Origin of the sequence: Psychromicrobium ferritrahens, assembly GCF_043789415.1 — a bacterium.
Lineage (GTDB): Bacteria > Actinomycetota > Actinomycetes > Actinomycetales > Micrococcaceae > Renibacterium.
The window spans coordinates 379,016-403,296 of record NZ_JBDLLW010000002.1 but is presented as its reverse complement, the minus strand read 5'-3'; the positions used below and the strand labels follow the sequence as shown (position 1 = coordinate 403,296).

Below are 24,281 nucleotides of genomic sequence, written 5' to 3'. Positions count from 1 at the left end.
ACAGGTATTCACCAGCGCACCCGACCCCTTGAAACGAAACGAGAGACCTATGCCTGCTATCACCGCCGCCGGCACCAAACCAAAGCCTCGTGTGCTCAGACCCATCACTGCTGACTCATCGCTCTTCAGCTTCTACGACATTGAGTCACTGTCGAATGTGTTCAGCGTCGTCGCCTACACGCCTCACCCCGGCGAGACCGTAGATAAGCTCGAAGTGTTCTATCTTGTCGATGACGCAGCGCTGATCCAGACTCTCGATCCCCATGCACTCGTCGCCGCGATCCGCGCCGGCAATCCGGGCCTACCGCCGGTTGACGTCTCGTTGCATGATCTGCACACCATCCAGGGCAACCTCCGACTTGCCCAGCTCATCGGACTCTCAGACGCCGAACAGGTCTGCGACCATAATCAGGAGTCCTCATTCCCCCGGGATCTCCGTCCCGTCTGTGACACAGATTCAGACTTCGACCCGGTAACACAGCATCCGTTCCTAGCCGGTTACAACTCGCTCAATTACGACACCACGATGCTTGCTCTATATCTCGCCGAAGTCTTCTCCGACATCGTCGGACACCGCCAGCGCCTAACCGAGGCACAGCAGGTCCGGAGTTTCGCTCGGACTTCGCAGCAAATTGTTGACGCCGAGGCGCTTCTGGCGCAGGTCCTCGCTCAGCGTCTGGTATTCCAGCCGGTCACAGCGAAAACGCTGCGGGCTCACAACGACATGCTTTTCGACGAAAAGAACATCGACTACATGCCGCGCTACATCGGCTGGGAGAGTTCCGCTGCGAAGATTCGGCGTGCCATGCTCCACTCAGGTCGCCACCTCGACGTCAGTCGGCTCAACGAACTGCAATCGAAAGTCGCACTCAAGCGCCTCCTCGGTATGCTCGGACGCCAGATCAAGGAATCCGAGAAGCTGGGCCACGATGCAGTGATTACCACCGTTGAGGAGCTCTATGAGCTGTTGGCCTATAACGTCGCCGACTGCCTTGGTCTTGCCCAGCTTTTCCGGCACCCGACATACTCAAGCGCCTTCGATCTAAAGGCTGGTTTGCTGGCGCAGTACTCCGAGACCGTCTTTACGAGGAGACAGACCGTGCGCCGCGACCGCCTCGCCATCGACTCGTCCTCGGCGAAGTTCGTGGGTAGAATCCTTGCCCCGTTCACGGCACTGAACGACATCAAGACTGTTTCATTCAACTATCCGCATCCCGAAGTCGCCAAAGAACTGAATATTGAGCCGGTCAACGTTCTCGACGAGTGCGTGAGCTTCTTCGAAGAGCAGGTCGCACCCGAACGGGCGACCAACACCGCCCAGGCCAAGGCATACGCCGACTTCATGCAGATCGTTGCGTACTACCGCTTGATCGAGGGTCAGAACTTCAACAACTCCGAAGAATATGCTGAACGATACGGCCAACCTGCTCAGGTGCTTGAAGAGATTCCGAAGGCACCGAACAACTTGCCGTACTTTCATTTGGATGGCAGGCCTTCTTCGTGCTTCGTGACATTCTCCACCGGCGGCATTCACGGTGCTGAAGCAGATATCGCGACCTTCGATCGGGACTCCGCAGCGCACCTTGAGGGTGCCTCCGTGCTCGAGATAGCCAAACTGTTCTACCCCGATGCCAAAGACTTCGTCGCCGAGGCAAAGCGCCAGCACAACCTACTTACTCTGCCCGACAGTACCTTTGTCGATAAGCGCCTGGTGCTGTTGGGGTCCGACCCGGAGAAGGTGAAATACCGCAAAGCCAAGAAGGACAATCAAGAACAGGTCGAGCAACTTGCACGGGCTCAAGCCCAGGTGCCGGATGCTGCAATTCTTCTGGCAACGCAGCGCCCCGACGCCCAAGCACTCGACGTGGTGTTCGCCGACAGTAGGAGCCCCGGCGGTGTGCGAGTGATCTCCGGCAAGCACGTGCTGGCCAGGAGCACTGTCACCGCGGCCGAGTATCGGACGGAACCAGCGAAACCAGCACCTGAACTATTCCCCGCCAAGAAGACTGATGCGTCCACGAAACTCCACCCGAGGTATTCACACACTTCGGCTGGGTTGGTTACGCACGAGGACTTCACCAGCTACTACCCGAACTTGCTACGCAACATGCGTGCATTCTGGAACCCGGAACTGGGGGAGGACCGCTATGCGACGATCTTCTTCAGCAAGGAGCACTACGGAAAGGAAATGAAGCAACCCGGTATCTCCGCTGAGCGCAAGACCCGGCTCAACACCCTCCGGAACGGTACGAAGCTCATCCTCAACGCGGCATCAGGTGCTGGTGATGCCTCGCACAAAACGCCTATTCGGATGAACAACGTGATCATCTCGATGCGGATCATCGGACAGCTTTTCTCCTGGCGAATCGGCCAAGCCCAGACGCTGGCCGGCGCTCGAATCATCAGCACGAACACGGACGGTCTTTACTCGATTCTCGACCCAAAGATCAACAATCGTGTTCTGGCCGAGCAGGCCGAGCTCATCAGAGTCGACATTGAGCCTGAGACGATGTTCCTGATCAGCAAGGACTCGAACAACCGTCTCGAGCTGCTGCCGCCGCGCGGCGCATCCGAGGATCTGCCCGTTGCACAGTGGGAGATTCACAGTGCCGGTGGCGGCACGCTCGCCTGTCATGCCGGCCCCCGGCCCGACAAGGCCCTGGCCCACCCCGCGGTCATCGATCACGCTCTGGCCAGATACCTGCAGGCCGTCACGGCAGCCAGGGGGGAAAGTGCACTGTCTGAGCCTTTCGATGCAGTACTGGGACGCAAGCTCATCGAAGAGGCCAGCGATCCGGAGAACCCCGTGCGCACCGCGTTGATGTTTCAGACCATGGTCACAGCCTCCCAGGGTTCGATCACCTACCCATTCGCCGCCGATCCTATGCCGCTCGGCGATCAGGAAAGCAGCAACGAGTCTGCAGCGATCGTCAATCCTCGACCGTTGCAGATGGTCAACAGAGCCTTCGTTGTACAGACTGGCGCGAAGGAGGCCGTGAGCCTGCACAACGCTGGTGCGTGGAAGGTCGCACCGGCCGTCCAGGCAAAGCGGCGCGAGAACGCCGAGTCGCCTGTAAGAGATGAGATCGCCAAATCGATCTTGGCTCACCACGGCTGGGCATCTGACAGCTGGGCATATGCGCAAAACCAGAAGATGCGTCTCATTCCCGAGGACCAAGACGTGACGACGCGTCGAATCAACGGCGTTGACCCCTCGTGGTCGATGGTCATCTGTAACGAAGATCTGCACTCCATGGATATCTCGAGGCTAGTCGGGCTTATCCGCTCGTTCGACCTCGAGGTGTACACGCGAATACTCAGCGAGACATTCACCAAAAACTGGATGAACGTCGCCTGATCTGCAGATCAGCAACATGTCGCCCCAGGGGTGGGCACCAAAAGGTCGGTCGGAGTATTCCGACCGACCTTTTGCACGCCTCCACCACATATCACTGCCATTCAATAAACAATCAAATTGCTTATGGAATGGCAGCGAAAAAACAATTCAACTGCGACTCGGAATAATCACTTATTGAAATCACAAAGGAGCACTGACCATGTCTACTGTAACAATCGAAAGCCCCACATCCCTCGCCGTACGCGCTGACGACCCCGACACCTCATATGAGGCGGCGATGAAGGCCGCGCTCGGCGCGTCCAAGGTCCGCCCCGTGGTTCTAAAGCTCGTCCGCGAACACGGCCCACTCACGCACGACGAGCTGATCAACAGGTACCGCTGCCTGCTCGCCTTCGAAGAGGGCACCCCGCGCGCCTCCGACTCCGGCATCCGCACCCGGCTGCGTGAGCTCGTCAAGGCCGGGCTCATCGTCGAAGACGCCGAGGAAGGTGAGTCCCTGTTTGGCAACCGCGCAAAGCGCTGGGTCTCCATCGACATGCTCGAAGGCCTCATCAGTGACGACGGCTACGACGAAAACGAAACCGGCGTTGACGACGCCTGAGCCCAAACGATAAGGAGAGTTAGACGCGACCTGAGCTCATCCCCGTGTGAACCTGGACCGAGTGGACGTCGCAGCTGAATGCCGGATGGCTGTCCAGCTCGGCCACGGCGACCTCCAAGCCCAGATGATCGTGGAGTACGCCCTGATGCGTCATCGCCGCGGCGCAGAGGCTGGGGCCGAACGCACCTGGCTTGCCCAATTCCCTCGCGACCTCGCCAGCTGGTGGGTAATTCTCGCCTACGCGGTCGCGAAGGCGGCTGAGTCATCGGCCTCCGGAGACCCGGCAACACGCCTGTCGCGCCAATATTGCGAGGCGATCTGGGACGAAGAACAGAATGACGACATGGGCTGCCGCTTGAGTGCCGATCATGAGAATGGTCGTCTCTGGTGCCGATACAAAGAGCTGGACTCCGGGCATCCTCGCCGAAATCAAGAAGAAAGCGACGCTGCAGATGGCTGATATCCGCGAAAACCCCGTTGAGTGCGACCTGCTCACCCGATGTCGTGACAACGATTGCCGACTTCAAGGTGCTGAACCAGCGATTGGTCGAGGAGATCAAGCAACTTCGTTCCTGGACAACAGCCGCTGAAGCGAAGATCTCGCTGCCCAAGGCAGACCCTCAATGTCTGACGGTGCTGAGTCTGTCCCGTACCTACAACCGAAGGAGCACAGGCGACATGTCCTGGCCCAAGAAGAACTCTACACAGATCAGATCACCGCATGAAGACCAGCAGAAGAAGCCGCTTTCTACCGCAGTGATCGTTGAGATCATACTCGCCGCAGTCGTTATGATCGGCGTCGGCTTGTGGCTGATGGCGGGCTGACACAGCGCCTCCGTCACCACCTCTGCACTGTCGCGTCCTTGAGCACTCAACAACATCACAACGCTGCGCATCCGATTATCACGAAAGGAGAGGGCGGCGCAGCATTGCTGCGTTGCTCACATCGCTTATGACTGTCACAACCACAACTGGTGCACCTCCTGTACCGCCGACCCCTCCGCCGGCTAGACCGGCTGTAGCCCCAGTCCCAGCGACTCCAGCTGGGACTCCGTCTCCGCTCGCCTTCTCATTGATGCCGCACCAGCAACAGGCCATTGACTTCATTGCAAGCCGTCCGGCCTCTGGCGTCTGGCTGGGTGTCGGTGCCGGCAAGACGATCACGGCACTCTCCGCGCTCCAGCTCATCCGTCCCCTCGGCCATATCTTGGTCATCGCTCCTGTCGCGATTGCACGGTCCACCTGGCTCGACGAGATCGAGGAACGGGGCTTCACCATCCGCACCCGTTCGCTGATTGTCGACGACCGCGACCGCAAGCTCAACAAGCAGGCCCGGCGCGAGCGCATCCTGCAGGTCTTTACCGATCCGCCGACGATGTACTTCATCAATCAGGAGCTGATCGCCAGGTCCCCGGACAAGCGCTGCAAAGTCTGCCACGGCGACGGGTTGAAGGACCGCACTTGCACTGCCTGCCAAACAGGACTCGTCGACCAAATGCCCATACAGAAGCTCAGGGGTGCTGACGGAAAGATCCGCGACACGATCATCTGGCCATTCCAGACAGTCATCATCGACGAATCACAAGAGTTCAAGTCGCACGCCTCGAATCGCTTCAAAGGGCTCAAGAAGGTCCGTCCGGCGATTAGCAGGTTTATCGAGCTCACCGGAACCCCTGCTCCAAACGGCCTTGAGGACCTGTGGAGCCAGATTTATCTGCTCGATCAGGGCCAGGCGCTTGGTGAGACAATCACCGAGTTTCGTCGTCGGTGGTTCACGCCGAAGATGATTCCGGGCACCACCACGCCCGCTGCATGGCTTCCGAACACCGGTGCCGAGCAGCAGATCCATCGGGTGATCTCACACCTCGTGATGAGCGCTCAGAACACTGCGGTCGTACTGCCACCGCTCACGATCGAGAACATTCACGTCAAGCTGCCCGTGCACCTGATGGATGCCTACAAAGCATTCAAGCGGGAGCTGGTTATCGACGTCATCAACGAAGCAGCACGGCGCAAGGCTGAATTGGCCTACGAACAGTGGATGCAACATTCGCCGCAGCCTGAGGCGCAGGTGATCCGCGACCATCTCGCGACGCTCACTGGCACTGCACTGTCGGATGCCTACGAAAAGTTCAAGGCCAGCAAGATCCAGGACTTCCTCCATGATCCCGACGCGCAGCTTATCAAGACTGTGATCGCCGAGAACCAGGCCGTGCTCACGAGCAAACTTATGCAATTCGCCTCGGGCACGCTCTACACCGCAGACCCCGACGATCCGTCGACCAAGGGTCAGTACGAGATCCTCCACGACGAGAAGGTCCAGATGACCGAGTATCTGATCCGCAACAACGGGGGAGACCCTGTGCTGGTCGCGTACCACTTCAAGTCAGATCGCGAGCAACTGATGCTCAAGCTCAACCGGGCTGGCATCAAGGCTGAAATCTTCGACGGTTCCCGTGAAATGAAACAGCGATGGAGCTCCAAGCAAATCCAAGTGATGCTGATCCACCCTGCTTCTGCTGGCGCAGGGTTGAATCTGCAGCACGGCGGTTCCACGATGATCTGGTACACGTTGCCGTTCTCGCTGAAGCACTACCTGCAGACGAACGGTAGGCTCTTCCGGACTGGTCAGACCAAACCAGTGCGGATCTACCAGCTGATCACCAAAGGTACGCAGGACGAGCGGATGCCGGTAGCGCTCCAGACCAAGGAGCTAACCCAGGATCGACTCATTCAGGCTGTCGACGTCGAGGCGAACCTCAAGATCGCCTTGATGGAGGAGATCGGCGATGACCTGAACGACCTCTGGACGACCATGCAAGTGTAAGCCTCACTCCGACGACGGCGGGACTGCGTTTCCATAGTCCAGCCGTCGTCTTACCTGATCCGCTAAAGGTAATCGGCAAAGCCGATTCGTGTGGTACACCAGAACAAATATCCAGGCGCAGCCTCACGCTGCATCAACCCAAAGTCAGGAGTACCATCATGGCTCGCACCCAGCACACTGTCCATCTCACCGACCTCGCCCGCATCGTCGATGATCCCGAACACGGAATCATCAGTATGGTCGGCGACCACGGCGGGCTGTCGCTCATCACCGACGGCATCGATTTGTCAGCGATCGTCCTCGGCACCCTCGTCGTCGAGACCGAGCACGGCTCGGTCTACCTCAACCACGACGCGGAGATCACCATCAGCGAGGATGACGGTGCCGACCTCGACCAGCACGCCACCGGTTCGCTCTTCGCTGTGAACGACTTGCTCACGGCTTTCCTGGCTGAGCGATTCGACTGGTACTCCACCGACAACATCAGTGACGAAGCGTTGAACGATGCCACTCATAGCGTCGCCGAAGTGCTTAGCGACCTTCTCTCGATTCTCCCTGTCAACCGAGACACAGCCACCACCAGCCACCGGGCGGCCTGATGATGCTCCCAAAACCTTCATTGCTGCCCTGGCCACCCTCGTGGCAGACGAGACGGCGCTAGTCTCGAATCGCCATGACAACTGCCGAGTTTCTGATCGAGACGCCGCCCTGACATCGGGGAATTAGCTGAACTACCCGGAAACGAATTCCACCCTGTCGATCGCACCTTCCCATGCGTCGGTGGGGCGGCCTTTTTGTGGCCACAATGCCGAAACACAGGCTCGGCAAAGCCGAGCCGGGTGTGACTCTGCAGTTGTTTCCCAGACGACTGCCTGGAACGAACTAAAGTCCTGAGCTTCACCATCAATATCACCACAGGAAGAAAGCAAGGAACTGACTATGCCTCCGCGCCTCGCCAAAACCTCTGCCGCGGACATCGCGCGCGTTTTCGATGATCTGCAGCAGATCGTCAGTCTCGTTTCACGCGTCGTGGCGAAATACCCATACGAAACGCTGCCCGAAAGGCTCAAGCCTTTCGTCGGGTTCCGTCAGATCAGTGTCGTCCGCCCGTCGTCTGACCCTCGATCCAACGAGCTCGTGATCCGTGCCGCAGCACCCTTTAGCGACAAGCAGCTTCGCATCCCCGGCGACTGGCTCACTATGCACCAGTCACAAATCATCGCCACTGTGCGAAAGATCTATTGGGACAGCAAAGAGGAGACGCTTCGTCGCAAGAGTGACTCGCTGACAAGGTCGATCCGATCGCGGAACGAGCAGATTGAGCGCCTGCAGCGCGCTCTCACTAAAGATCGTGTAGAACGCGACCGAATCAACCGCGCTGTTCGACACGCCAAACCCTGTCGAACGCTGCCAACGAGCGCTCACTAAGGAGACCTCATGAAAGTCTGGCAGAACCTTCTGCGCAGCTTTGCTGGGATCGGAATGTTGTTCCTCAGTTTCCAGCTCACCCCAGTGTTCGACGGCATAGAAATCACAGCCCCTGGACTCGTTATCGCAGTGGCCATCCTGCTGTCCTTCCGACTGTTTTTCAAAGGAATCTTCGGGCTAATCATGCCGGACGCACGAACCGTCACGACCATGCGCCCATCGCTCGACAGGATCTACAAAGGACACCAAAAGCGAGCTCAGCATGAAGCGGCACATGCCGTCGTTGCCTACGCACTCGGACATAGGGTACTGAGCGCGTCGATCGTCTCGCAAGGCATGATCGGCGGTCGGGTCGCTTGGCGGCACCACAGTGATGTTCTTGCTTCCGTGGACCACATCGCTGTGACCTTTGCAGGACCACTCGCTGAGGGCACCGGGGACGTGATCGAGCAGGGCATCCAGTACACCGACGATTACTCGGCGCTGCTTCGCACCGCGATCGCTGCCAGCATCACCGACCAGGCTCAGCGTACGCCGACACAGATCATCGACGACGGCACTAGGCTTGCTCGCTGTTTGGTCGAAGACCATGCTGGTGCGATTGAAGCTGTTGCCGCTGCGCTGCTTTCCACCGAGGCGAAGCACGACCTCGAGGAGGGCGAGCTCCGAGAACTGATGGAACGCCACAGCGTCAGACCCGACATCACCAGAGAAAGCCGGTAACCGCCACGGCTGTGGCCAGCATCATCGGCTAGCCCACCGATATGGCTGCTGGCTCGTGACTACCCAGCGTTGACTTCGGTAAAAACACAGACGCAAGGCTGAAGCGGTCGGCGCAGCCGACCCGGGTTCGCCATGGATCGTACGGGTTTCGCCCGCCCGGTCACCTGCAGAGCGGGTTCTTTGCCATGGACTAGTCTCTGCTGGCTCGCCGTCGTAGCTCAATTGGCAGAGCGCCCCCGTGAAGTGGGGGAGGCCCAGGGGTCGAACCTTCACGACTGTACCAGTCCCCGAGAGTACATCCGCTCTCGGCGACTGGTTATTCATCACTCACCCATTCCATCACAAAACCGACCTGAGCCTGGAGGGCTGATCCATGACCATTCGTGCACTGCACATCCCCGTCGACACCGAACAACCGCTCCGCATCGTGGAGATCCCCGAGAGCAAATCCCTTGCACAGCTGCAAGCTCTCGTAGAGGGTTATGTCGAGTGCATCGACCTACAGCTCGACATCACCAGCTGGCTGAACGAGGAAGGAAAAATTACCGGCCTGCAGTACAACCCCCGCGCCCAGCGGCTCTATCTCAAGACATACGGCCCGACAGACATCCTCGTCGGCCCCGCCGTGCTCACCGGTGGTACTGATGACCGGGGCTACACTCTCGGTCTCTCCGATGCCCAGCTCGACCACGTGGATCAGCTGCTCGGCCCGTACGCCCGCATTCGGATCGAGAACACCTACTGCGGCAGCCATGAATCCACCACTGAGGTCTGGGTTATACCTCCTGCCGACAACTCCACCAAGGATCTCGAGGAGTGGTGGCAGGACGAAGTCTTCAAGCACACCGGCGACGGCCACGGTACTGACGGCTCCCTTGGCTCGCTCCTGACCGCCACTGTGCTTTCTGGCCCTGCGCACTTGCTGGGGCAGTCCTTCGAGTGGAGCGATTGAGCTACTCATACGACCCAGAAAGGCACCACAGCCATGAAGACCCCTGAACAGATAGGCCGCGAAGTGATCGATTCCCACTACGGTATCGGCACCGACTGGGAGGAACCCAACGATCGCGGAGAAGAAGGCTTTACTCGAGCGCAGGCCGAGTCAGACATCGATGCCCACGACATTTGTGAGTTGATCGAAGAGGGCATCGCCAAGGATCACGCTCAACTGCGCGAGGCACTCCATAGCTCCGACGCGGTACCCGGCATCCGTCTGTTCTCCAGAACCTCCGTCAGTGCGCTCATCGACGCCTACGTCGAGTGGGACGGTGAAGTCGACACTTTCGTCCTCGCCTGGGAAAACTATACTGCCGGCCTCGACTTCCCATGTCCCCAGAACCCTGCCGGTATCCACAGCACGTACCTCACCTATGACGGGTCCTGCGACTTCTGCGGCGACAAGAACAGGAGCTGATCAAGCAGCAGTACAAAGCCGTCGGCGGCTTGGGGGGCGGATGCCTACAGGGACCTGGACAAGCAGATCGAGACCGCTCAAGAAGGGCTGTCCGGGACTCCGCGGCGGCCGTTCTGCCTGCCCGGAATCGACCCTCTCATCTGAGTATTGGACCGATAAGATGACCACGGAGAAGGTACAGCACAGCCATGCTAGAACAAACCAAGCAGAACAGGAACAGCTATCGCTCGTCCGATGAGCACTGTTCGTGCGAAAGATGCGACGCCAAGACCCGCGGGCACTCCTGTGGTCGTATAAAGTCCAATTGGTTCTTCCTGAAGGACGACCAGCAATTCTATCCTGAGCACACCCACGAATGAGTTGCCGGTTGGAGCGCCCGATAAGATCAAGAGCCCACCTAGAAAGCAGAAGAGCACTATGCCCAATCACATAACCACTAGGGTTAGCGGCCCAGCCGGCATTGTCGACGCCCTGACCCGCCGCCATACCGAGGCTGAGAGTGTCGCCCATGACGAGGCCGAAGCCGACCGCAAGCAGTTCCTGGTCGAAAACGAAAGAGCCGACACTTATGTCTACAGCCCACTCGACATGGACAAACTATTCATAGACTTCTCTATGCTCGTTCAACAGCCTGAGAACATCGAGACTGGCAGCTGCAGCGACTCGCACGAGCAGGGGGTCATCTGTTGGTACAGCTGGAACATCGCGAACTGGGGCACCAAGTGGAACGGCTACAAGTTTGACATTGAGCAGGTAGACGACGACGTCGCGCAGTTGCGCTTCGACACAGCCTGGTCGCACCCATTCCCTATCGTCAAAGCTTTGTCCGAGAAATTCTCTGACGTGCTGATCGAAGTCTCCTTCGCCGACGAAAACCTTGGATATAACCTCGGTCAATACATGATCAAGGCCGGCGAGACCATTCAGGAGACCAGCTTCATTCCTGGCAGCGACGACGCCTGCGAATTCGCGTCACAGCTAAAGTACGGCCAGTCCTATGCTCAGCTGAAATCTGAGTGGGGCGAGGACTGATTTGAGAAAAGCAGCCAGATCCACAGAGAGAAGGTCACTAGTGTCTACCACCCATCAGCCAGAGTAAGCGTTCTCACTGTACCCACTCGCTGTTTTCGTCCGCAACTGGGACGAGGGCCAGGCGCTCCGCAACAGGCAAACGAACCAGGAGTACTGATGAAGAACACGGCACAACTCGCTGAAGAAGCCGCGGCGAAAATTCTCGCCAAGAACGTCTTTCAGCACGAAGAGGGCGAAGCCGCCATCCAAGCTGTCGCGCTGGTTATAAACGGCAGATTGCTCGGTTATGAAGACGGTTTCGTTGCACTCGTCGACCAGGCGATTCAACTCGACCGTGCACAACGCCCGAGCACTCTCGTGAACGACGAGCGCGATCTCGAGGTCGGCATCTGGACAGCCCATCCCGACATGGCTGCCGACGGCGGTCCGGAAGCAATCGTCGTCCAAATCGACACCGACCACAGCACTAACCGGCTCCGCATCAATGTCAACGACGCTCCGGTCTGGGACGGCAACCCCCAAACTGATGAAGCACCCGGTCGATATTTCGACATCGAATAACGCCGGCTGCCTGGCGACAGAGAAAGAGACCATCGTGAAAGCACTCAACAAAAAAGTACGAGCCACCGTCATCGCAGCGGTGGCTTTCCTGTCTCTGGGCGCAACCCTCACGGCCTGCGCTCCACCATCGACAGATCAGACCAAGGCCTCGCTTGCGTCCATCTCGTTCCCGCTCAGTTGGGCGAAAGTCGCCGAAAGCACTAACGACGACCATGTGATCCGCACTTATCTTGTCCCGCCGGGCGAGGCAGACACGGAGCTAAAGAAGTCTCTGGTTGGCTTCGAAGTCATCGGCGAACGACCGGTCGACAACCAAAGCCAAGGTCAACTGATCCTCAGTAACGATGCTCACGACAACTTCTTTGCGAAGAAGATCGGTGACAGGCCGCTGACGATCACTGTCGGTGCAGTGCTCTCTCTCGCTCAGAGTCACCCCTACGACGGCGGCGAGTTGTGTGCTCGTACACCTCGTGGAAACGCAATGTGCGCCGAGTACGGACCAAACAAGACCTTCGCCGTCGACATCGACATCGTCACTACCTAAGGCCCACTACGCAAAAGCAATCGAACCATGTCCCGCTCCTAGCGCGACCAACGAGGCGGAAACACTAAGCATCATCTGCTCAGCTGCAAATGCTGCGTCGCCACCACAAAGCGCGATGCCTTCGGTTAACGCCGAGCTGAGCACCACCGGGCCATCGCAGAACAGCAAAGTGCACCTCGGTGGATTGGCGTCGTCGACGACCCTGTCGACCCCGACTACGAGAACGATCAGCACATCTACATCGATGGGCGCTGCGTTCGCTGCAACGCCTAAAGGCTCGACGTCGGGATCTATCCAAGTCTCGACCTCTGCCCAGGTAAGAGGCATGACGAGCCGATCACCTACTCCACCGAGACCGGTCAAAACCCGGTCTCTTCGCACGACGTCGACAACTGACGCATCCGTGCTTCACCCGCATTTTTGCTCAACCAGAAGGAAACCCAACCATGGGCTACAGCACCGACTTTTCAGGCACCTTGAACGTGACTCCACCACTCAACCAAGCCGAACGCGATTTCCTCGCAGACTTCGCCAACACTCGGCATACCAGCCCTGAGGGTTTGCTCTTTGTCACTCAGCCCGAAGGGTTCTATGTTAGCGGGAATGAGCCGCAAGGCGGCAAGCCCGGCATCTGGTGTCATTGGGTGGCTGGTGAAGATGGCAATCTCACCTGGGACGAGGAGGAAAAGACTTACAACCACGCTGAGTGGCTCGACTGGATCATCACCGATCTCTTCGGACCCGACTCGCGCGACTTTGTGCAGCAACGTTTGAGCGAAGACCCTCGGCTACAGCACTTCACCCACGATCACATCGTCAACGGCATCATCGAGGCCTCTGGCGAAGACTCTGGGGATCTGTGGCGCATCAAGGTCACCAACAACAACGTCCAGATCCAAAACGCTGAAATCACGTACCCCGAGACCTCCAGCATCCGCCAGGCTTCCAATAGATTGTCCAACCTGTTGGAGACATGAACAGGAACTGATCATGAACGTACCTGTTCCGGACTGGTGGATCGCCGCGACGGTCGATGGCATGCGGGCCGCACATCCTGGCGGGCCTCAGACTTACGTTACGGCCAGTAGAGTACTGACGGGACCGCGGGCATCGGCTGCAGCTGGCAAACCAGAGTGCCCCTGGGTGATGGGCAGAAGCTTGCTGGAATCTACCAGCGCCTAGCCGACGCAGGCTGTGCTCTGCTTAATTCTGGCAGGCGGGAGCCTCGAGCTTCACTCAGCAAAAAGGGCTTAACGATCATCATGAAGCCAAGAAAATAATTCTCGCTTCTTCCCTTTGCGACATTCCTTCGCCAAGGTGTGAATCATGTGAAGATCTTCAAGCCGTGTAGATCTTGGCGGCAGTGCCTGGGAGATGGTTGGAGCAAGACGATCATCTGTGGTCTCGCCATGGATGAGGAGCACGGCCACTTCTTGGACAGTTAACTGATGTTTCGTATCGACCCGCAAAGTTGACAGGGCATCTGAAATTTCAATGTAGGCTCTTTGCATGCGGGCTGAAGCGGGTAGCTGCATCCGGAGCTGGAGTTCAGAGGATGACAGATGACCTGAAACTTCCCACAGCTTGCCGAGTTGCCAAAGTCGATATCTCGTGACGATGGCAGCCCAAGCTCGCTCGCCAAATCCCAGTAGTGCCGCTCCGCCGACACACAGACTGAGGAATATGCCTGTTGGGTCACGAATAATGGCGACGTTTTGGTGAATCCCGATCAATACGGAACCCCCGAGGACGCTGTTCACCCAGATGAAACCTGCACACCCAAAGCCAACCATCACCAGGGCAACTGCACTGATGGGACGACGGCCGAACTCTCTCGGTACTCGCGAAAAGGACAACCTCAGCAACTGAAATAGACCCCAGATGATGTAGAGATGAAAAACAGCGATGTGGAGCACCACCGCCGGATTGAGTGGGTCGATCTTGGTCAGATCGCTGATCGGGGGAGCCCAGGCAAACCCTAAGGGCCACGTGGCAAACAAAACAAGGGTGACCAGCCCTGAACGTACCAGAGCTAACCGCAAGGTTAGCCGCGGAATCTGTTCAAACCGTAAAGTCAGGACAATCACCTCGAGGGCCCCGATGAGAATACCCAGCAGACCGTGCCACATAGCTAACCCGAAATTGTAAAAGGACGCGGTCAACGTCATAGTCCCATAGGCCGAGGCTGCGACCCCTATAGTCAGCAGCGTGACACTCATCGCCTGATGATTTACAGTCTCTCGCTGATCCTTGAGACGAACTGTCCTTTCGACGGCAAGAAATAGTGACACGACGGCCAAAGCGATGAAGATCCAGTTGACTTTATCGAGCATCAACAGGCCCCTTACTGCCAGCGCTCATCAAAGAACGTATGTCCGCCTCGAAGAACGCGTTCTCTCAGAAGGAACGAGAGATGCGTCCCCAACAACTCGGCATCCGATTCGGACCCTTTTTCATAAGTATCCCGAGCAGCGACAACTGATCGCACCAAATCCTCATCAAGTCCGGTCACCAGACCAGAATCCATGAGGGAATCAGCTAGGTCCGCGGTATGTGCATGCCCCAGTAAGGCGTGAGCCACTTCATGACAGACAATGGCGGCCGTCCTCTCCGGGGAGGTCGAAGAGGACACTACGATATAGTCTGCAGCTTCAGTTGAGATCAACAATCCGGACCGGGCTGAACCCAGATCCTCGGTCAGAAGTGTCAGCGGCCTCCCGCGATTCAGGGAAAGATTCTCCAAAAGATCAGCCACTTCACCGCTTGCCGGAAGTAGTTCCTCGGCAGCTTTCAGCGCCGGTCGCAGATGTGGTTCCCAAATGTTCCGCATTAGTTCCGAGCTGTCTACTTATGGTGCAGGTGTCTACCTATGGTATAGGAATAGCTAGAATCGCCTGAACAATCTGACGCCGCGCCTGCTTACCCTCGGGAATCGGTAGAAGCGGATAGACGTGAATATGGCCAGCCTCCTCATGGTACTCAACCTCAACCCCTGCCTCCCGGGCCATTTCGACAAAAAGTTGAGTATCCGGATTGAGAATGTCATGAGTTCCACTAAAGACCAGAAGCTTGGAGAGCCCCCGTAGCTTTCCGAGGAATGGATTGAGAACCGGATCATTAACATCGTCTCCGGCCCACATCTCAACCAACTCCAACTGGCCACGTTTCACAAGCCAGGGATCCAGAGTTTGAACAGCATCGATCTTAGGGTTAGTCATCCGCAAGTCAAATGCTGCGGAAATTAACACTGTGAGCGCCGCCGGAGAGCCCTGATCCCTCAGTAAAAGGCTGGCTGACATGGCGATAGACCCGCCAGCGGAGTCTCCCATCAGCGTCAGAGGTCCCGGGTGCTGCTGTGACAGCTTCGTAACGAAAGGAACAACTTCTGCTGCGGTTCCACCCTCATGTGCCAATGGGTACACGGGCATGATCACGGTAGAAGATGCCTCTTCCGCCAGCTGTTCGATCAACTTCCAATGATACGAGGTGGCCTCGTGAATCCACCCACCGCCGTGGAGATACATGATCGTACCTCGGGACGGACCCTTAGCAGGAGAGATAGTAAAGACACGCCATCCGCTAGCCATGTCCGCGGATACACGGACTCCAGGCCGATGCCGTTTAGGAGCACCGACCGATCGTGGATGAAGCGTCAGATAATCCAAGTGAAGCCGGACAGCCTCGCGCGTCAGGTAGTTCTTGTTCGCTTTCCGCCAGCGCATGATCGAGGGCATCAACTTGCCCAGAACACTCATCTTTCCTGAAGTCACGATCTACTGCTCTTTCTTTTCTTTATCGATTCCTTCGATCTTACGAATCTGATCAAGAACTGCCAACACAGAACCCAGACCCTCTTGCGACACCCCATGAGCCCGAGTCAGGAGTCTCTGGACCCCGGCGTCACGCATAGCAGTGATGACTTCGAGCGATTCCTGAATCTCTGTCGCAGCAGTGTCATCTGCGAAGTATGAAAGCGGGACATGGAATAACTCTGCCAACCCTGCCAGGAGTACAAACGACGGATTCCGGCGGCGACCAGACCGCAATGCTCTGATGTGGTTGGCCGTCACCATGATCCCTTGCGCCTGAAGCTCCTTTGCCACTGATTGCGAAGTATGGAAAGTGCGGTCTTCCAAACTCTTTGGCACTGTCCTAAATAGCTGATCTAGCCGCTCAGCGAGATGCGGCAACTCATCTGATCGGTGCTGGCCGGGATCAATCTCTGGATTCATAGGTATTCCTCATGGGGTCAACTCACACCAGCCTCTCCGATAGGAGTTGCAATTGCACCTCTATGGTACCGCGAAAGTGAGTCATATGCGTCTAGAGACGCGTTTAAATGTACAGACAGACTTTGGGGCGCGTCTGTAGATGCTACACTGATCTAAATTGTGTCTACAGAAACGATTAGGTCCAGTTGATGATCTGGACTTGAACCTAGTTATGGATTGGATTGAGCTGATGGTCAACAGCGACTCGATTGCAGATGAGTTCAAAGGCTTCAATGAAGCGCGACGAATCATGTGGTGCCACGAGATGCGCGCTCGCGTGATCGATCGCCTCGAGTTGACGAGCTTCCTCACCGATTTTTCCATCGCCGCTGTGCACGTTGACAACACCAGTCGAGCCGATCGGATCTACCTCACCGCGTTTGACTCTGGTGGTCGACAGCTGCGCGGCGACATGCTCTACATCGACGAACCCAGTGAGCATCTCGACATTGCACCCGAGTTTGACCATGATTTCACCAACTTGGCCGTCACGCTTGGATCCGATCTCGAAGCCGTAATCAACCGTGAGTACGGCTGGGTTATCAACATGCGGACGCTGCGTGCCTACGATCTCACCGCTGATCGCCACGCCACGCAGCGCGCAGTGCTGCTTGCGCACCTCCCCGATCTGATGAATCGAGGTGAGGCCCGAGGCTTCCTCTTTGGGCCAAGCGATTCAGGCAACGCTGACGCGGCCTGATCTCATATTCGTCATCTGCTAACCGCTAACCAGAACGCCCGTCAAAGATCCACTTCCAGCGGGGCATTCTGGTTCTCGTAGAGACCGTGCAGGTGGTGCAGGTGTTGCAAGGGTCGGGGACCGACTCACGTCGGTCCCGGGGAGAAGAGGTATGACGTGTTCTGAATCCGGCCAAAAACCGCATTCCCCAGCGCCACGAGCACATATTCGAACAACCTAAAGAGGCTTCAATGGCCAGCACCTTCGATCTGGCGTTCACAGAGTCGACCCATCTGACCAATGCCCATCCCGTCTACATCTACAAGGTTGGAGGGGACACTATTGGTCAGCGTGACGAGGGTGACCGGGTGAATCGCATCAAGCAGAACGGCAGGGTTGCCACATTTGGTGAAGACCTTCATGCCGACATGCCCAAGACATATGACCAGGTCGCAGCTCTCGCACTCCGGGTTTTACCGATACCAGCCGGAGCCGGACAATGACAACGGAAACGTCGATCCCGGAACTTGCAGCCGAAGTAATCGTTGACGCACATGCTCTCGACCGTCACGACGATGAGTCCGCGCTGCAGGCTTTCGCCTGGGCGCTCGGCTCCGACATCGACCATGAACAGGGTCTGCGCGAATTCGCAGACGTCATTCAGGGACAGCTCACCGTGATTGCAAGATCACTTGACCGTAAATCAATAATCGATCTGATCAACGCCAAGATTGAGTTAATCTCCAAGTACAAGCTCCAGCGCCCCCAGGATTACACGCCTGATGACATCACTGAGATGCGCGCGGAGATTGCGCGCCTGGGTGGACTTCGCGATCGACTCACCGCCAAAACCTAGAACATCACAGGACCCCCGACATTCTCGGCCGGGGGTCTTGATAAGCAGCTGACTTCAGCGACATCACACCGGAGGAATCAGCAGCGATGCCCCGGCATAAATCAGGTTCGGGTTTTCGATACCGTTTGCCGTGACCAGCTTGTTGATCGGAACGCCCTTCTGGGCCGAGACCGCAGCCAGGGTGTCGTTGACCTTAATCAGGTAGACCTCAGGCTCGGGTGGCGGGGGGCGTCTCTGTCAGTTTCGCGGGCATCGGTTTGCCCGTCGCTGGATCGATTCTTGTCACCAGACCGTCCTCGAAGGCGTCCGGGATGCCGTTGTGATTCACATCCGACAGCGTGACGGTGATCATGCCGTTCTGAACTGAATCCTTCTTCGGCGTCTGGGCTGCCGAAACTGCGATTCCAACCCGGTCTTTTCCGAGCGCCTGAAGGAGCTCACCGTTATCGTGCGTCACCGAACCAAAAGCCCAACCAGCGAAAAGTAGCCCACTAGCAGCCATCAGCCCCGCAACTAGCACCGGACCATTACTCAGATTTGCCTGCCCCGAACGTCCCTCACCACCGGGGTCACGCCCGGCCCTTATCTGATCGACCATGTCCACCTCTGCGAGGGTCGGGTCCGGCCGAGTCATAGCTCCTATCATCGCCGTGCGCCTCCTTTCGGCAATGGTGCTTCTGTCCATTGCGCATCCTTTCACCCATCTATTCTAATACGAATCTAACTTGATAGAATAATGAGTAAATAGACTATTCAACTAACCAATCACTCAAGACCTGTAAGACACTCACTCCAAAAGAAAGGGCCTCCATCATGGCCAACTACTCCGTTAACGCCGAGCAGCTCACCGAGGGGGCTCTCGTCCTCGTCCGTGGCAAACTGGGCTTCGCCCGCCTCACCCGCCTCATCGAAGGCGCTGAACTGCAGGCCTCCGACGCCCGCCGCGCACAGAACGGCATGAACCCTATTGGTGTACCCCACACGACCGCGACCATCACTGCTGCCGAGGTCATCTACAAGGACCCCACCAACCCGACGCTCGAGGAGCGCTTCGTCGCCGAGCGCCGCTACACCTCCAAGAAGAGGCCCGAAACCGGTGCGAACTACTCGATCGACTCCAAGGGTCGGAACCTCCCAGTTATCGCGATCCCGAACGGAGATGGTCAGGTCATCCAAGACACCTCCGGCCAGGAGCTCACCCAGGGTCTCGACGTCACGCTCGCGCTACGCGTCTACAAGCCGAAGACCTACAACAAACGCGGCCTTTCGCTCGACCAGGTCATCGTCAACGAAGAGGTGAAATACTACGGCGGCAGCACCAGCACCAGCACCAGCACCAGCGAGCTTGCTGCCCGTGGCATCATCTTCGCCGCTCCGCCGCAGGCCGTGCAAGCTGGCCAGAATGCTCCCATCGGCGAGGCAGCACCCATCGACACAACCAACGTCGCCGATATAGGTTCAGGCACAGTGATCGACGAGAATGGCTTCGCCTTCCCATCTCCCGCTGTGACCCCAGCGCAGACTACCCAGCCGGTTCAGGTTCGTGCACAACCCGTCGCCACCGCGGCTCCCGTCACGATTCAGTCGGTCGCACAGGCTCCTGTACAACCTGCTGAGACCACTGAGGAGCAGATCGCCCGTCTGATGAGCGAGAACGCGACCCTCAAGGACGCCGGCTCCGCCATCGGCGTACCCGTACCGGGCAACCCCTGGGCCAACGACAGCCACGACGCCCAGCCCGCCGGCATCACCTACCGCGCCTGACATAAGCGCCACGCCATGACCCCGACCGGACATTTGACTACGCAGACATCGCGCTTCATGCGACCCGCAACAGAATTCCGGTCGGGGCCATCCTCTTTCCCGCTCGCTCCCGACCATAAAGGCCACCGATGACCATCGCTGACCCCCGGGTGTATTTCCCCGACTTCTATAACAACCCTGCGATCTGTTCATTGGCCACGACAGCCCGCTGGACAGTATCGGGCCAGATAGGTGAACCCCACTCCGACGACCCTGAGATAGAGCCGACGCGGAAGGCTCCAATCGACATCCGTCACCTCCTCGAGGGATGCAGCCCCGGCTGCCGCCACGTCGGACCGCTTCGTGGCGCATGGGCGATCGACGAACGGTGCCTCCTCACGCTGCCGGAACTCAGCACACGACTTCCGGCAGCGGCGAACTGCGCGTTCTACCTACGCGCTGCGACCAACGGCCTCTTCGTCATAGACATCGAGAAGACGTGTCCACAGGAAATCGTGCAGCAGCTGCTTGCCTTGCCAGAAATCCTCTATACCGAGGAGTCTATGTCCGGGTTGGGTTACCACCTCGTCGCGCCATTGCCCGCCAACTTCAACGCCTTCCCGATCGGAGTCGGCAAGCGGAAACTCCAGGAAGAACACGGCTGGTACGAAATCCTGATCGACCATTGGTGCACGTTCACGCGTCACCCGGTCGCGACCAACGTCCTCAAACATGCGCGAAGCACCGCCGTGGTCGAACCCGAGTTCGCGACGGTAGCCGACCTTTACGCCTCAGTGGCGGAAAAGGCGAAGGCCAGTGCCGAGGCGGCCGCCGTTCGCACCTCAGTTGAGATCCCTGAGATCCCGCACGCCGGCACCATCGTCGCCAAGGCCCGGCTCAGGGCCCAGAGCCGCCTCAAAACACTCGACGATTTCCACGGAGACTATTCGCGATGGGAGTTCTCCGTTCTCGGCACGCTGTACCGCGAGATGCTCCCCCCGCTCATCCAGTTCTCTGGACAGATCGGTTATTCGCAGAATGATCGCGCCTGGCTGCTCTACCAGGCTGCTGTCGAAGAACTACCCCATCGCCCTAAACACAATGAGCGCCGGAACAGCCGTCCCTTCCTGCTCGACCGCGCCGCAGCGATGGTCGCCAGCCAACACGCGAAGTGACGCTTCTTCCTGCCTCACAGATTCTCGAAAACCGCACTACCTTTGCTTTCCATTCGCATTCTCGCCCGAACACAAGGACCCAACCATGCGTTTCAATGACACCCTGTCCGAAATCGTCCGCCAGGACCTCGAGATGAGCATCGTACCCGCCCTCATGGGCGAGCCCGGCATCGGCAAGTCCTCCTGGGTCGAATCGCTCGCCTACTCGATGAACACCAAGGCTTTTACCCTCGCGGTGAACCAGATGGCCGCGAAGGAAGACCTCACCGGCGCGCGCTTGGTGCCCTACATCAAGCCCGACGGCACCGAGAGCCACAAGCAGGTCTTCTACCCACACGACGTCGTCCAGCAGGCGATCGACTACGCGAAGCAAAACCCGCGCGAGTGGCCGATTCTCTTCTGCGACGAGATCAACCGCACGACCGCCGACGTCACCTCGGGCATCCTGACGATGATCACCATGCGCCGACTCGGCCGCGAGGAGCTACCCAACAACCTCCGCATCATCGTCGCCGGAAACGACAAAGGCAACGTCACCACTTTGGATGAGGCAAGCCTCTCGCGGTTCTCGATCTACCGGGTCGAGCCCGAAGCGGCCACGCTCATTTCCATCCTGGGTGACAACATGAACCCGTGGGTGAAGAAGGTCCTCACCCAGTTCCCGGCGATGGTCTTCCAGAAGTCGATCTCCGGCATCGTCGCCGCCGATGGTGCGGACGCTGACGACGAGAAAGCCACCGCCTCGTTCGCCGAGCTGTTTGATTCCGGCGAGGAGATGAACCAGCTCACTACACCTCGAACGATCGACAACCTCTCGCGCTGGCTCAACCGCGCCGAGCGCGACCAATTGGCCCGCTACCTTGCGATGCCGACCACGATCGGTGAACGCGAGACCACGGTGTTGAACGAGGTTGTAGAGTCGCATGTTGGTAACACCCCGTTCGCCATGCAGATCGTCGCGGCCATCGCCGAAGATCTGGCGTCCGGCTCCAGCCAGCACACGCTCAACCAGATTGTTGTGCCGAAACCAAACTGCTTCGCCGACCTCAAAGGGGCGCAGTCGATAACTGATCTCGCCGCTATGATCGACGAGCTGACCGACACCGAGAAATCCGGGTCGCTGCTCTACGCGCTCAAGGAGCATGAGGACAACACCCGCCTCATTGAGCAGCTCGCCGCGCACACACACCAGATCGAGGCTGCGCACACGCGCACACTCTTTGAGATGGTCTCCACTCAGCAGGTCGACACGCAAAACGTCGAGGTCTTCTTGAACAGCGGTACCCCCGTCGCGGACGCCGTGAAGCCGATGCTCTCGGCCTTCCTCTGATCCGCAACCCGCACTCTGACCTCTGAAAGGAGAGGACCGCCATCATGACGATCACCGTCACCAACCAAAAGCCGGCAGTGCTCGACCCGGTCCACACGATCACCTGCACGGGCACCTACGATCCAATGCCGGCGATCACGAGCACGATCGCAGATCAGCTGCGTACGCCGCTGACCACTGGGGCTCCGGCAAACATCACCGACGCCAAAGGGTGCGACCTCAGCGGCGGGATCGAGCAGGCGCTGCTGGCGTGTCTCGGTGACACCTTGGTGTACGGGGCCGAAGACTTCATGAAAGAGTTGCTCGGGCAGACGATGGTCAATTACGACCAGACGACACCGTTGCCCGTGGGGGAGCTCTTCGCCGCGCAGGCCGGCCGGAAGCATAAGCTTCCGGCCCCTGTGCCGGGCAAGGTCGTTTACACCGCGCGAGAGGATGTGATCCCCAGTGCCAAAGGGCTACTGTCGGGCTCCACCGACGCCGACCTGTTCTTCGCCTCGCTCGCCTACGCCTACCACCCCGACACCCTCGGGTTCTGGTTCCAGTCTGAGGTCGCGTTCGATGACTTCAAGGTCTGGCTGACACAGCAGGTGCAGGCGATCGGTTCGGCTCTGCCCGCTGGGACGATCAAGTTGCTCGGCGACTTCGCAGCTCTCGAACTCAAGAGTCTCACCGAGTCGCTGCTGCTGCGCCAGGGCGACACTGACAATAACGAGGAGCTCTCGTTCGCCCGCCTCATCGTGCATCTGCTCATGCAGTACATCGAGCAGCAGCATGTGCAGCAGGCCCAGCCCGGAGGTGCACCGGTTACCTCCGGCGTTCTGCCGTTCACCGTGGGCGAGCTGTTCTGCCCGAAGTCGCTGGTGTTCGTGAACGCCGAGGCCCATGCCCGCGCACGCCCCGGTAAGGTGACCGCCGAGTGGGGGATTATCATCAAGTCCCTATCGTCTCCGGTGAAGGTGGTCTCGAACAAGAACCTGTCGAAGCTCACCGCGATGCACCGTGCGACCGCCCGTGCCCAGGCACAGGCAGCCACCCAGCAGGCCGGCTCGCCGACGACGCGCTCGGCCCAGGTGGTGTTCCGCAAGCAGGCTCCGACAAAGCTTGATCTGTTCGCAGCGCTCACCCGGGTACTGAAGCGGATGGGCAAGGTCAATCGTTCGCAGAACATCTTCCGGAAGTCGAAGACCACGTTCCTGAAGGCGAATCGCCGTGACCCGGGCGACTATAACAAGCCTGGCCGGATCACCTCGGTGAGCTACATGCCGGACATCCACATCTACGTGGATACCTCCGGCTCTATCACGGAAGCGAACTATCAGGAGGCGGTTCTGATGCTCATCAAGATCGCCAAGAGGCTCAACGTGAATCTCTACTTCAACTCGTTCAGCCATGTGCTCTCCCAGGAGACGCTGCTGAAGGTGGAGAACAAGTCGGTCACGCAGATCTGGCAGGAGTTCCGCAAGGTCCCCAAGGTGGACGGTGGGACGGACTACAAACAGATCTGGGGTTACATCAATGCCAGCGCAATTCGAAAACGCCGGCTAAGCCTAGTCATCACCGACTTCGAATGGTGCGTCCCGAGCACTCGCGAAGACCACCCGAAGAATCTCTATTACGCCCCGTGCGGGGCCATGGACTGGGATTCGATGGTCCGCTCTGCGAAACACTTCGCCAAGGCGATGAAACACATCGACCCGACCGTCCCGCAGCGGCTGCTCGGGATGATCAGCTGATCA

General features: G+C 58.3%; 26 protein-coding genes. 21 read left to right on the top strand and 5 right to left on the bottom strand.

Annotated elements, in window-relative coordinates:
- Positions 1–49: 49 nt before the first annotated feature.
- The 13 genes from ABDK06_RS11535 (at position 50) to ABDK06_RS11475 (ending at position 12,488) form a co-directional block, all read left to right on the top strand.
- Positions 50–3,358 (top strand): hypothetical protein, encoded by a 3,309-nt coding sequence (locus tag ABDK06_RS11535; RefSeq protein WP_394941169.1) that lies wholly within the window; start codon positions 50–52, stop codon positions 3,356–3,358.
- Between the two features lie 199 nt (positions 3,359–3,557).
- Positions 3,558–3,959: a hypothetical protein gene (locus ABDK06_RS11530; protein WP_394941168.1), complete on the top strand. Its 402-nt coding sequence runs from the start codon at positions 3,558–3,560 to the stop codon at positions 3,957–3,959.
- 61 nt (positions 3,960–4,020) lie between these two features.
- The gene (locus tag ABDK06_RS11525) at positions 4,021–4,419 is read left to right on the top strand and encodes a hypothetical protein (protein ID WP_394941167.1); all 399 of its coding nucleotides are present in this window, start codon (positions 4,021–4,023) and stop codon (positions 4,417–4,419) included.
- 44 nt (positions 4,420–4,463) lie between these two features.
- Complete coding sequence (locus ABDK06_RS11520) at positions 4,464–4,784, top strand: hypothetical protein (protein ID WP_394941166.1); 321 nt, start codon at positions 4,464–4,466, stop codon at positions 4,782–4,784.
- A 250-nt stretch (positions 4,785–5,034) separates the two neighbouring features.
- Positions 5,035–6,786: an SNF2-related protein gene (locus ABDK06_RS11515; RefSeq protein ID WP_394941165.1), complete on the top strand. Its 1,752-nt coding sequence runs from the start codon at positions 5,035–5,037 to the stop codon at positions 6,784–6,786.
- A 158-nt stretch (positions 6,787–6,944) separates the two neighbouring features.
- Complete coding sequence (locus tag ABDK06_RS11510) at positions 6,945–7,385, top strand: hypothetical protein (RefSeq protein WP_394941164.1); 441 nt, start codon at positions 6,945–6,947, stop codon at positions 7,383–7,385.
- Positions 7,386–7,725: 340 nt separating this feature from the next.
- On the top strand, positions 7,726–8,214 hold the full coding sequence (locus ABDK06_RS11505; RefSeq protein ID WP_394941163.1) for a hypothetical protein: 489 nt from the start codon (positions 7,726–7,728) through the stop codon (positions 8,212–8,214).
- A gap of 9 nt (positions 8,215–8,223) precedes the next feature.
- Entirely contained in the window at positions 8,224–8,937 is a 714-nt protein-coding gene (locus ABDK06_RS11500) for a hypothetical protein (protein WP_394941162.1), read from the top strand.
- A gap of 373 nt (positions 8,938–9,310) precedes the next feature.
- Complete coding sequence (locus ABDK06_RS11495; RefSeq protein ID WP_394941161.1) at positions 9,311–9,889, top strand: DUF3846 domain-containing protein; 579 nt, start codon at positions 9,311–9,313, stop codon at positions 9,887–9,889.
- A 33-nt stretch (positions 9,890–9,922) separates the two neighbouring features.
- Entirely contained in the window at positions 9,923–10,351 is a 429-nt protein-coding gene (locus tag ABDK06_RS11490) for a hypothetical protein (RefSeq protein ID WP_394941160.1), read from the top strand.
- 417 nt (positions 10,352–10,768) lie between these two features.
- On the top strand, positions 10,769–11,383 hold the full coding sequence (locus ABDK06_RS11485; RefSeq protein ID WP_394941159.1) for a DUF1281 family ferredoxin-like fold protein: 615 nt from the start codon (positions 10,769–10,771) through the stop codon (positions 11,381–11,383).
- Positions 11,384–11,539: 156 nt separating this feature from the next.
- Complete coding sequence (locus ABDK06_RS11480) at positions 11,540–11,944, top strand: hypothetical protein (protein WP_394941158.1); 405 nt, start codon at positions 11,540–11,542, stop codon at positions 11,942–11,944.
- Entirely contained in the window at positions 11,910–12,488 is a 579-nt protein-coding gene (locus ABDK06_RS11475) for a hypothetical protein (protein WP_394941157.1), read from the top strand. Before ABDK06_RS11480 ends, ABDK06_RS11475 begins: the two co-directional genes overlap by 35 nt.
- 6 nt (positions 12,489–12,494) lie before the next feature.
- On the opposite strand, the gene ABDK06_RS11470 is transcribed toward ABDK06_RS11475, so the two are convergent.
- Complete coding sequence (locus tag ABDK06_RS11470) at positions 12,495–12,815, bottom strand: hypothetical protein (protein ID WP_394941156.1); 321 nt, start codon at positions 12,813–12,815, stop codon at positions 12,495–12,497.
- Between the two features lie 119 nt (positions 12,816–12,934).
- Between ABDK06_RS11470 and ABDK06_RS11465 the strand changes: the two genes are divergently transcribed.
- Positions 12,935–13,465 carry a hypothetical protein gene (locus tag ABDK06_RS11465; RefSeq protein ID WP_394941155.1) on the top strand — a complete coding sequence of 177 codons (531 nt, stop codon included), beginning with the start codon at positions 12,935–12,937 and terminating at the stop codon, positions 13,463–13,465.
- A 273-nt stretch (positions 13,466–13,738) separates the two neighbouring features.
- On the opposite strand, the gene ABDK06_RS11460 is transcribed toward ABDK06_RS11465, so the two are convergent.
- From ABDK06_RS11460 to ABDK06_RS11450, 3 genes are all read right to left on the bottom strand, one after another.
- Positions 13,739–14,821 (bottom strand): hypothetical protein, encoded by a 1,083-nt coding sequence (locus ABDK06_RS11460; RefSeq protein ID WP_394941154.1) that lies wholly within the window; start codon positions 14,819–14,821, stop codon positions 13,739–13,741.
- A 534-nt stretch (positions 14,822–15,355) separates the two neighbouring features.
- Complete coding sequence (locus tag ABDK06_RS11455) at positions 15,356–16,258, bottom strand: alpha/beta hydrolase fold domain-containing protein (protein ID WP_394941153.1); 903 nt, start codon at positions 16,256–16,258, stop codon at positions 15,356–15,358.
- Between the two features lie 3 nt (positions 16,259–16,261).
- Positions 16,262–16,720 (bottom strand): XRE family transcriptional regulator, encoded by a 459-nt coding sequence (locus tag ABDK06_RS11450; protein ID WP_394941152.1) that lies wholly within the window; start codon positions 16,718–16,720, stop codon positions 16,262–16,264.
- A 211-nt stretch (positions 16,721–16,931) separates the two neighbouring features.
- Here ABDK06_RS11450 and ABDK06_RS11445 point away from each other — a divergent pair, with 211 nt between their 5' ends.
- The 3 genes from ABDK06_RS11445 to ABDK06_RS11435 all read left to right on the top strand — a co-directional run bounded on the left by ABDK06_RS11445 (position 16,932) and on the right by ABDK06_RS11435 (position 18,294).
- Positions 16,932–17,459, top strand: coding sequence for a hypothetical protein (locus ABDK06_RS11445; RefSeq protein ID WP_394941151.1), 528 nt, complete (start codon positions 16,932–16,934; stop codon positions 17,457–17,459).
- Positions 17,460–17,689: 230 nt separating this feature from the next.
- Complete coding sequence (locus tag ABDK06_RS11440) at positions 17,690–17,941, top strand: hypothetical protein (protein WP_394941150.1); 252 nt, start codon at positions 17,690–17,692, stop codon at positions 17,939–17,941.
- Positions 17,938–18,294: a hypothetical protein gene (locus ABDK06_RS11435; RefSeq protein WP_394941149.1), complete on the top strand. Its 357-nt coding sequence runs from the start codon at positions 17,938–17,940 to the stop codon at positions 18,292–18,294. The genes ABDK06_RS11440 and ABDK06_RS11435 overlap by 4 nt, the downstream gene beginning before the upstream one ends.
- Before the next feature lie 208 nt (positions 18,295–18,502).
- Here ABDK06_RS11435 and ABDK06_RS11425 read toward each other — a convergent pair whose 3' ends face one another.
- Positions 18,503–18,928: a hypothetical protein gene (locus ABDK06_RS11425; RefSeq protein WP_394941148.1), complete on the bottom strand. Its 426-nt coding sequence runs from the start codon at positions 18,926–18,928 to the stop codon at positions 18,503–18,505.
- A 179-nt stretch (positions 18,929–19,107) separates the two neighbouring features.
- Between ABDK06_RS11425 and ABDK06_RS11420 the strand changes: the two genes are divergently transcribed.
- The 4 genes from ABDK06_RS11420 (at position 19,108) to ABDK06_RS11405 (ending at position 24,278) form a co-directional block, all read left to right on the top strand.
- Positions 19,108–20,058: a hypothetical protein gene (locus tag ABDK06_RS11420; RefSeq protein ID WP_394941147.1), complete on the top strand. Its 951-nt coding sequence runs from the start codon at positions 19,108–19,110 to the stop codon at positions 20,056–20,058.
- Between the two features lie 128 nt (positions 20,059–20,186).
- Positions 20,187–21,212 carry a hypothetical protein gene (locus ABDK06_RS11415; RefSeq protein ID WP_394941146.1) on the top strand — a complete coding sequence of 342 codons (1,026 nt, stop codon included), beginning with the start codon at positions 20,187–20,189 and terminating at the stop codon, positions 21,210–21,212.
- Between the two features lie 85 nt (positions 21,213–21,297).
- On the top strand, positions 21,298–22,542 hold the full coding sequence (locus ABDK06_RS11410; protein ID WP_394941145.1) for an AAA family ATPase: 1,245 nt from the start codon (positions 21,298–21,300) through the stop codon (positions 22,540–22,542).
- A 44-nt stretch (positions 22,543–22,586) separates the two neighbouring features.
- On the top strand, positions 22,587–24,278 hold the full coding sequence (locus ABDK06_RS11405; protein ID WP_394941144.1) for a vWA domain-containing protein: 1,692 nt from the start codon (positions 22,587–22,589) through the stop codon (positions 24,276–24,278).
- Positions 24,279–24,281 lie beyond the last annotated feature (3 nt).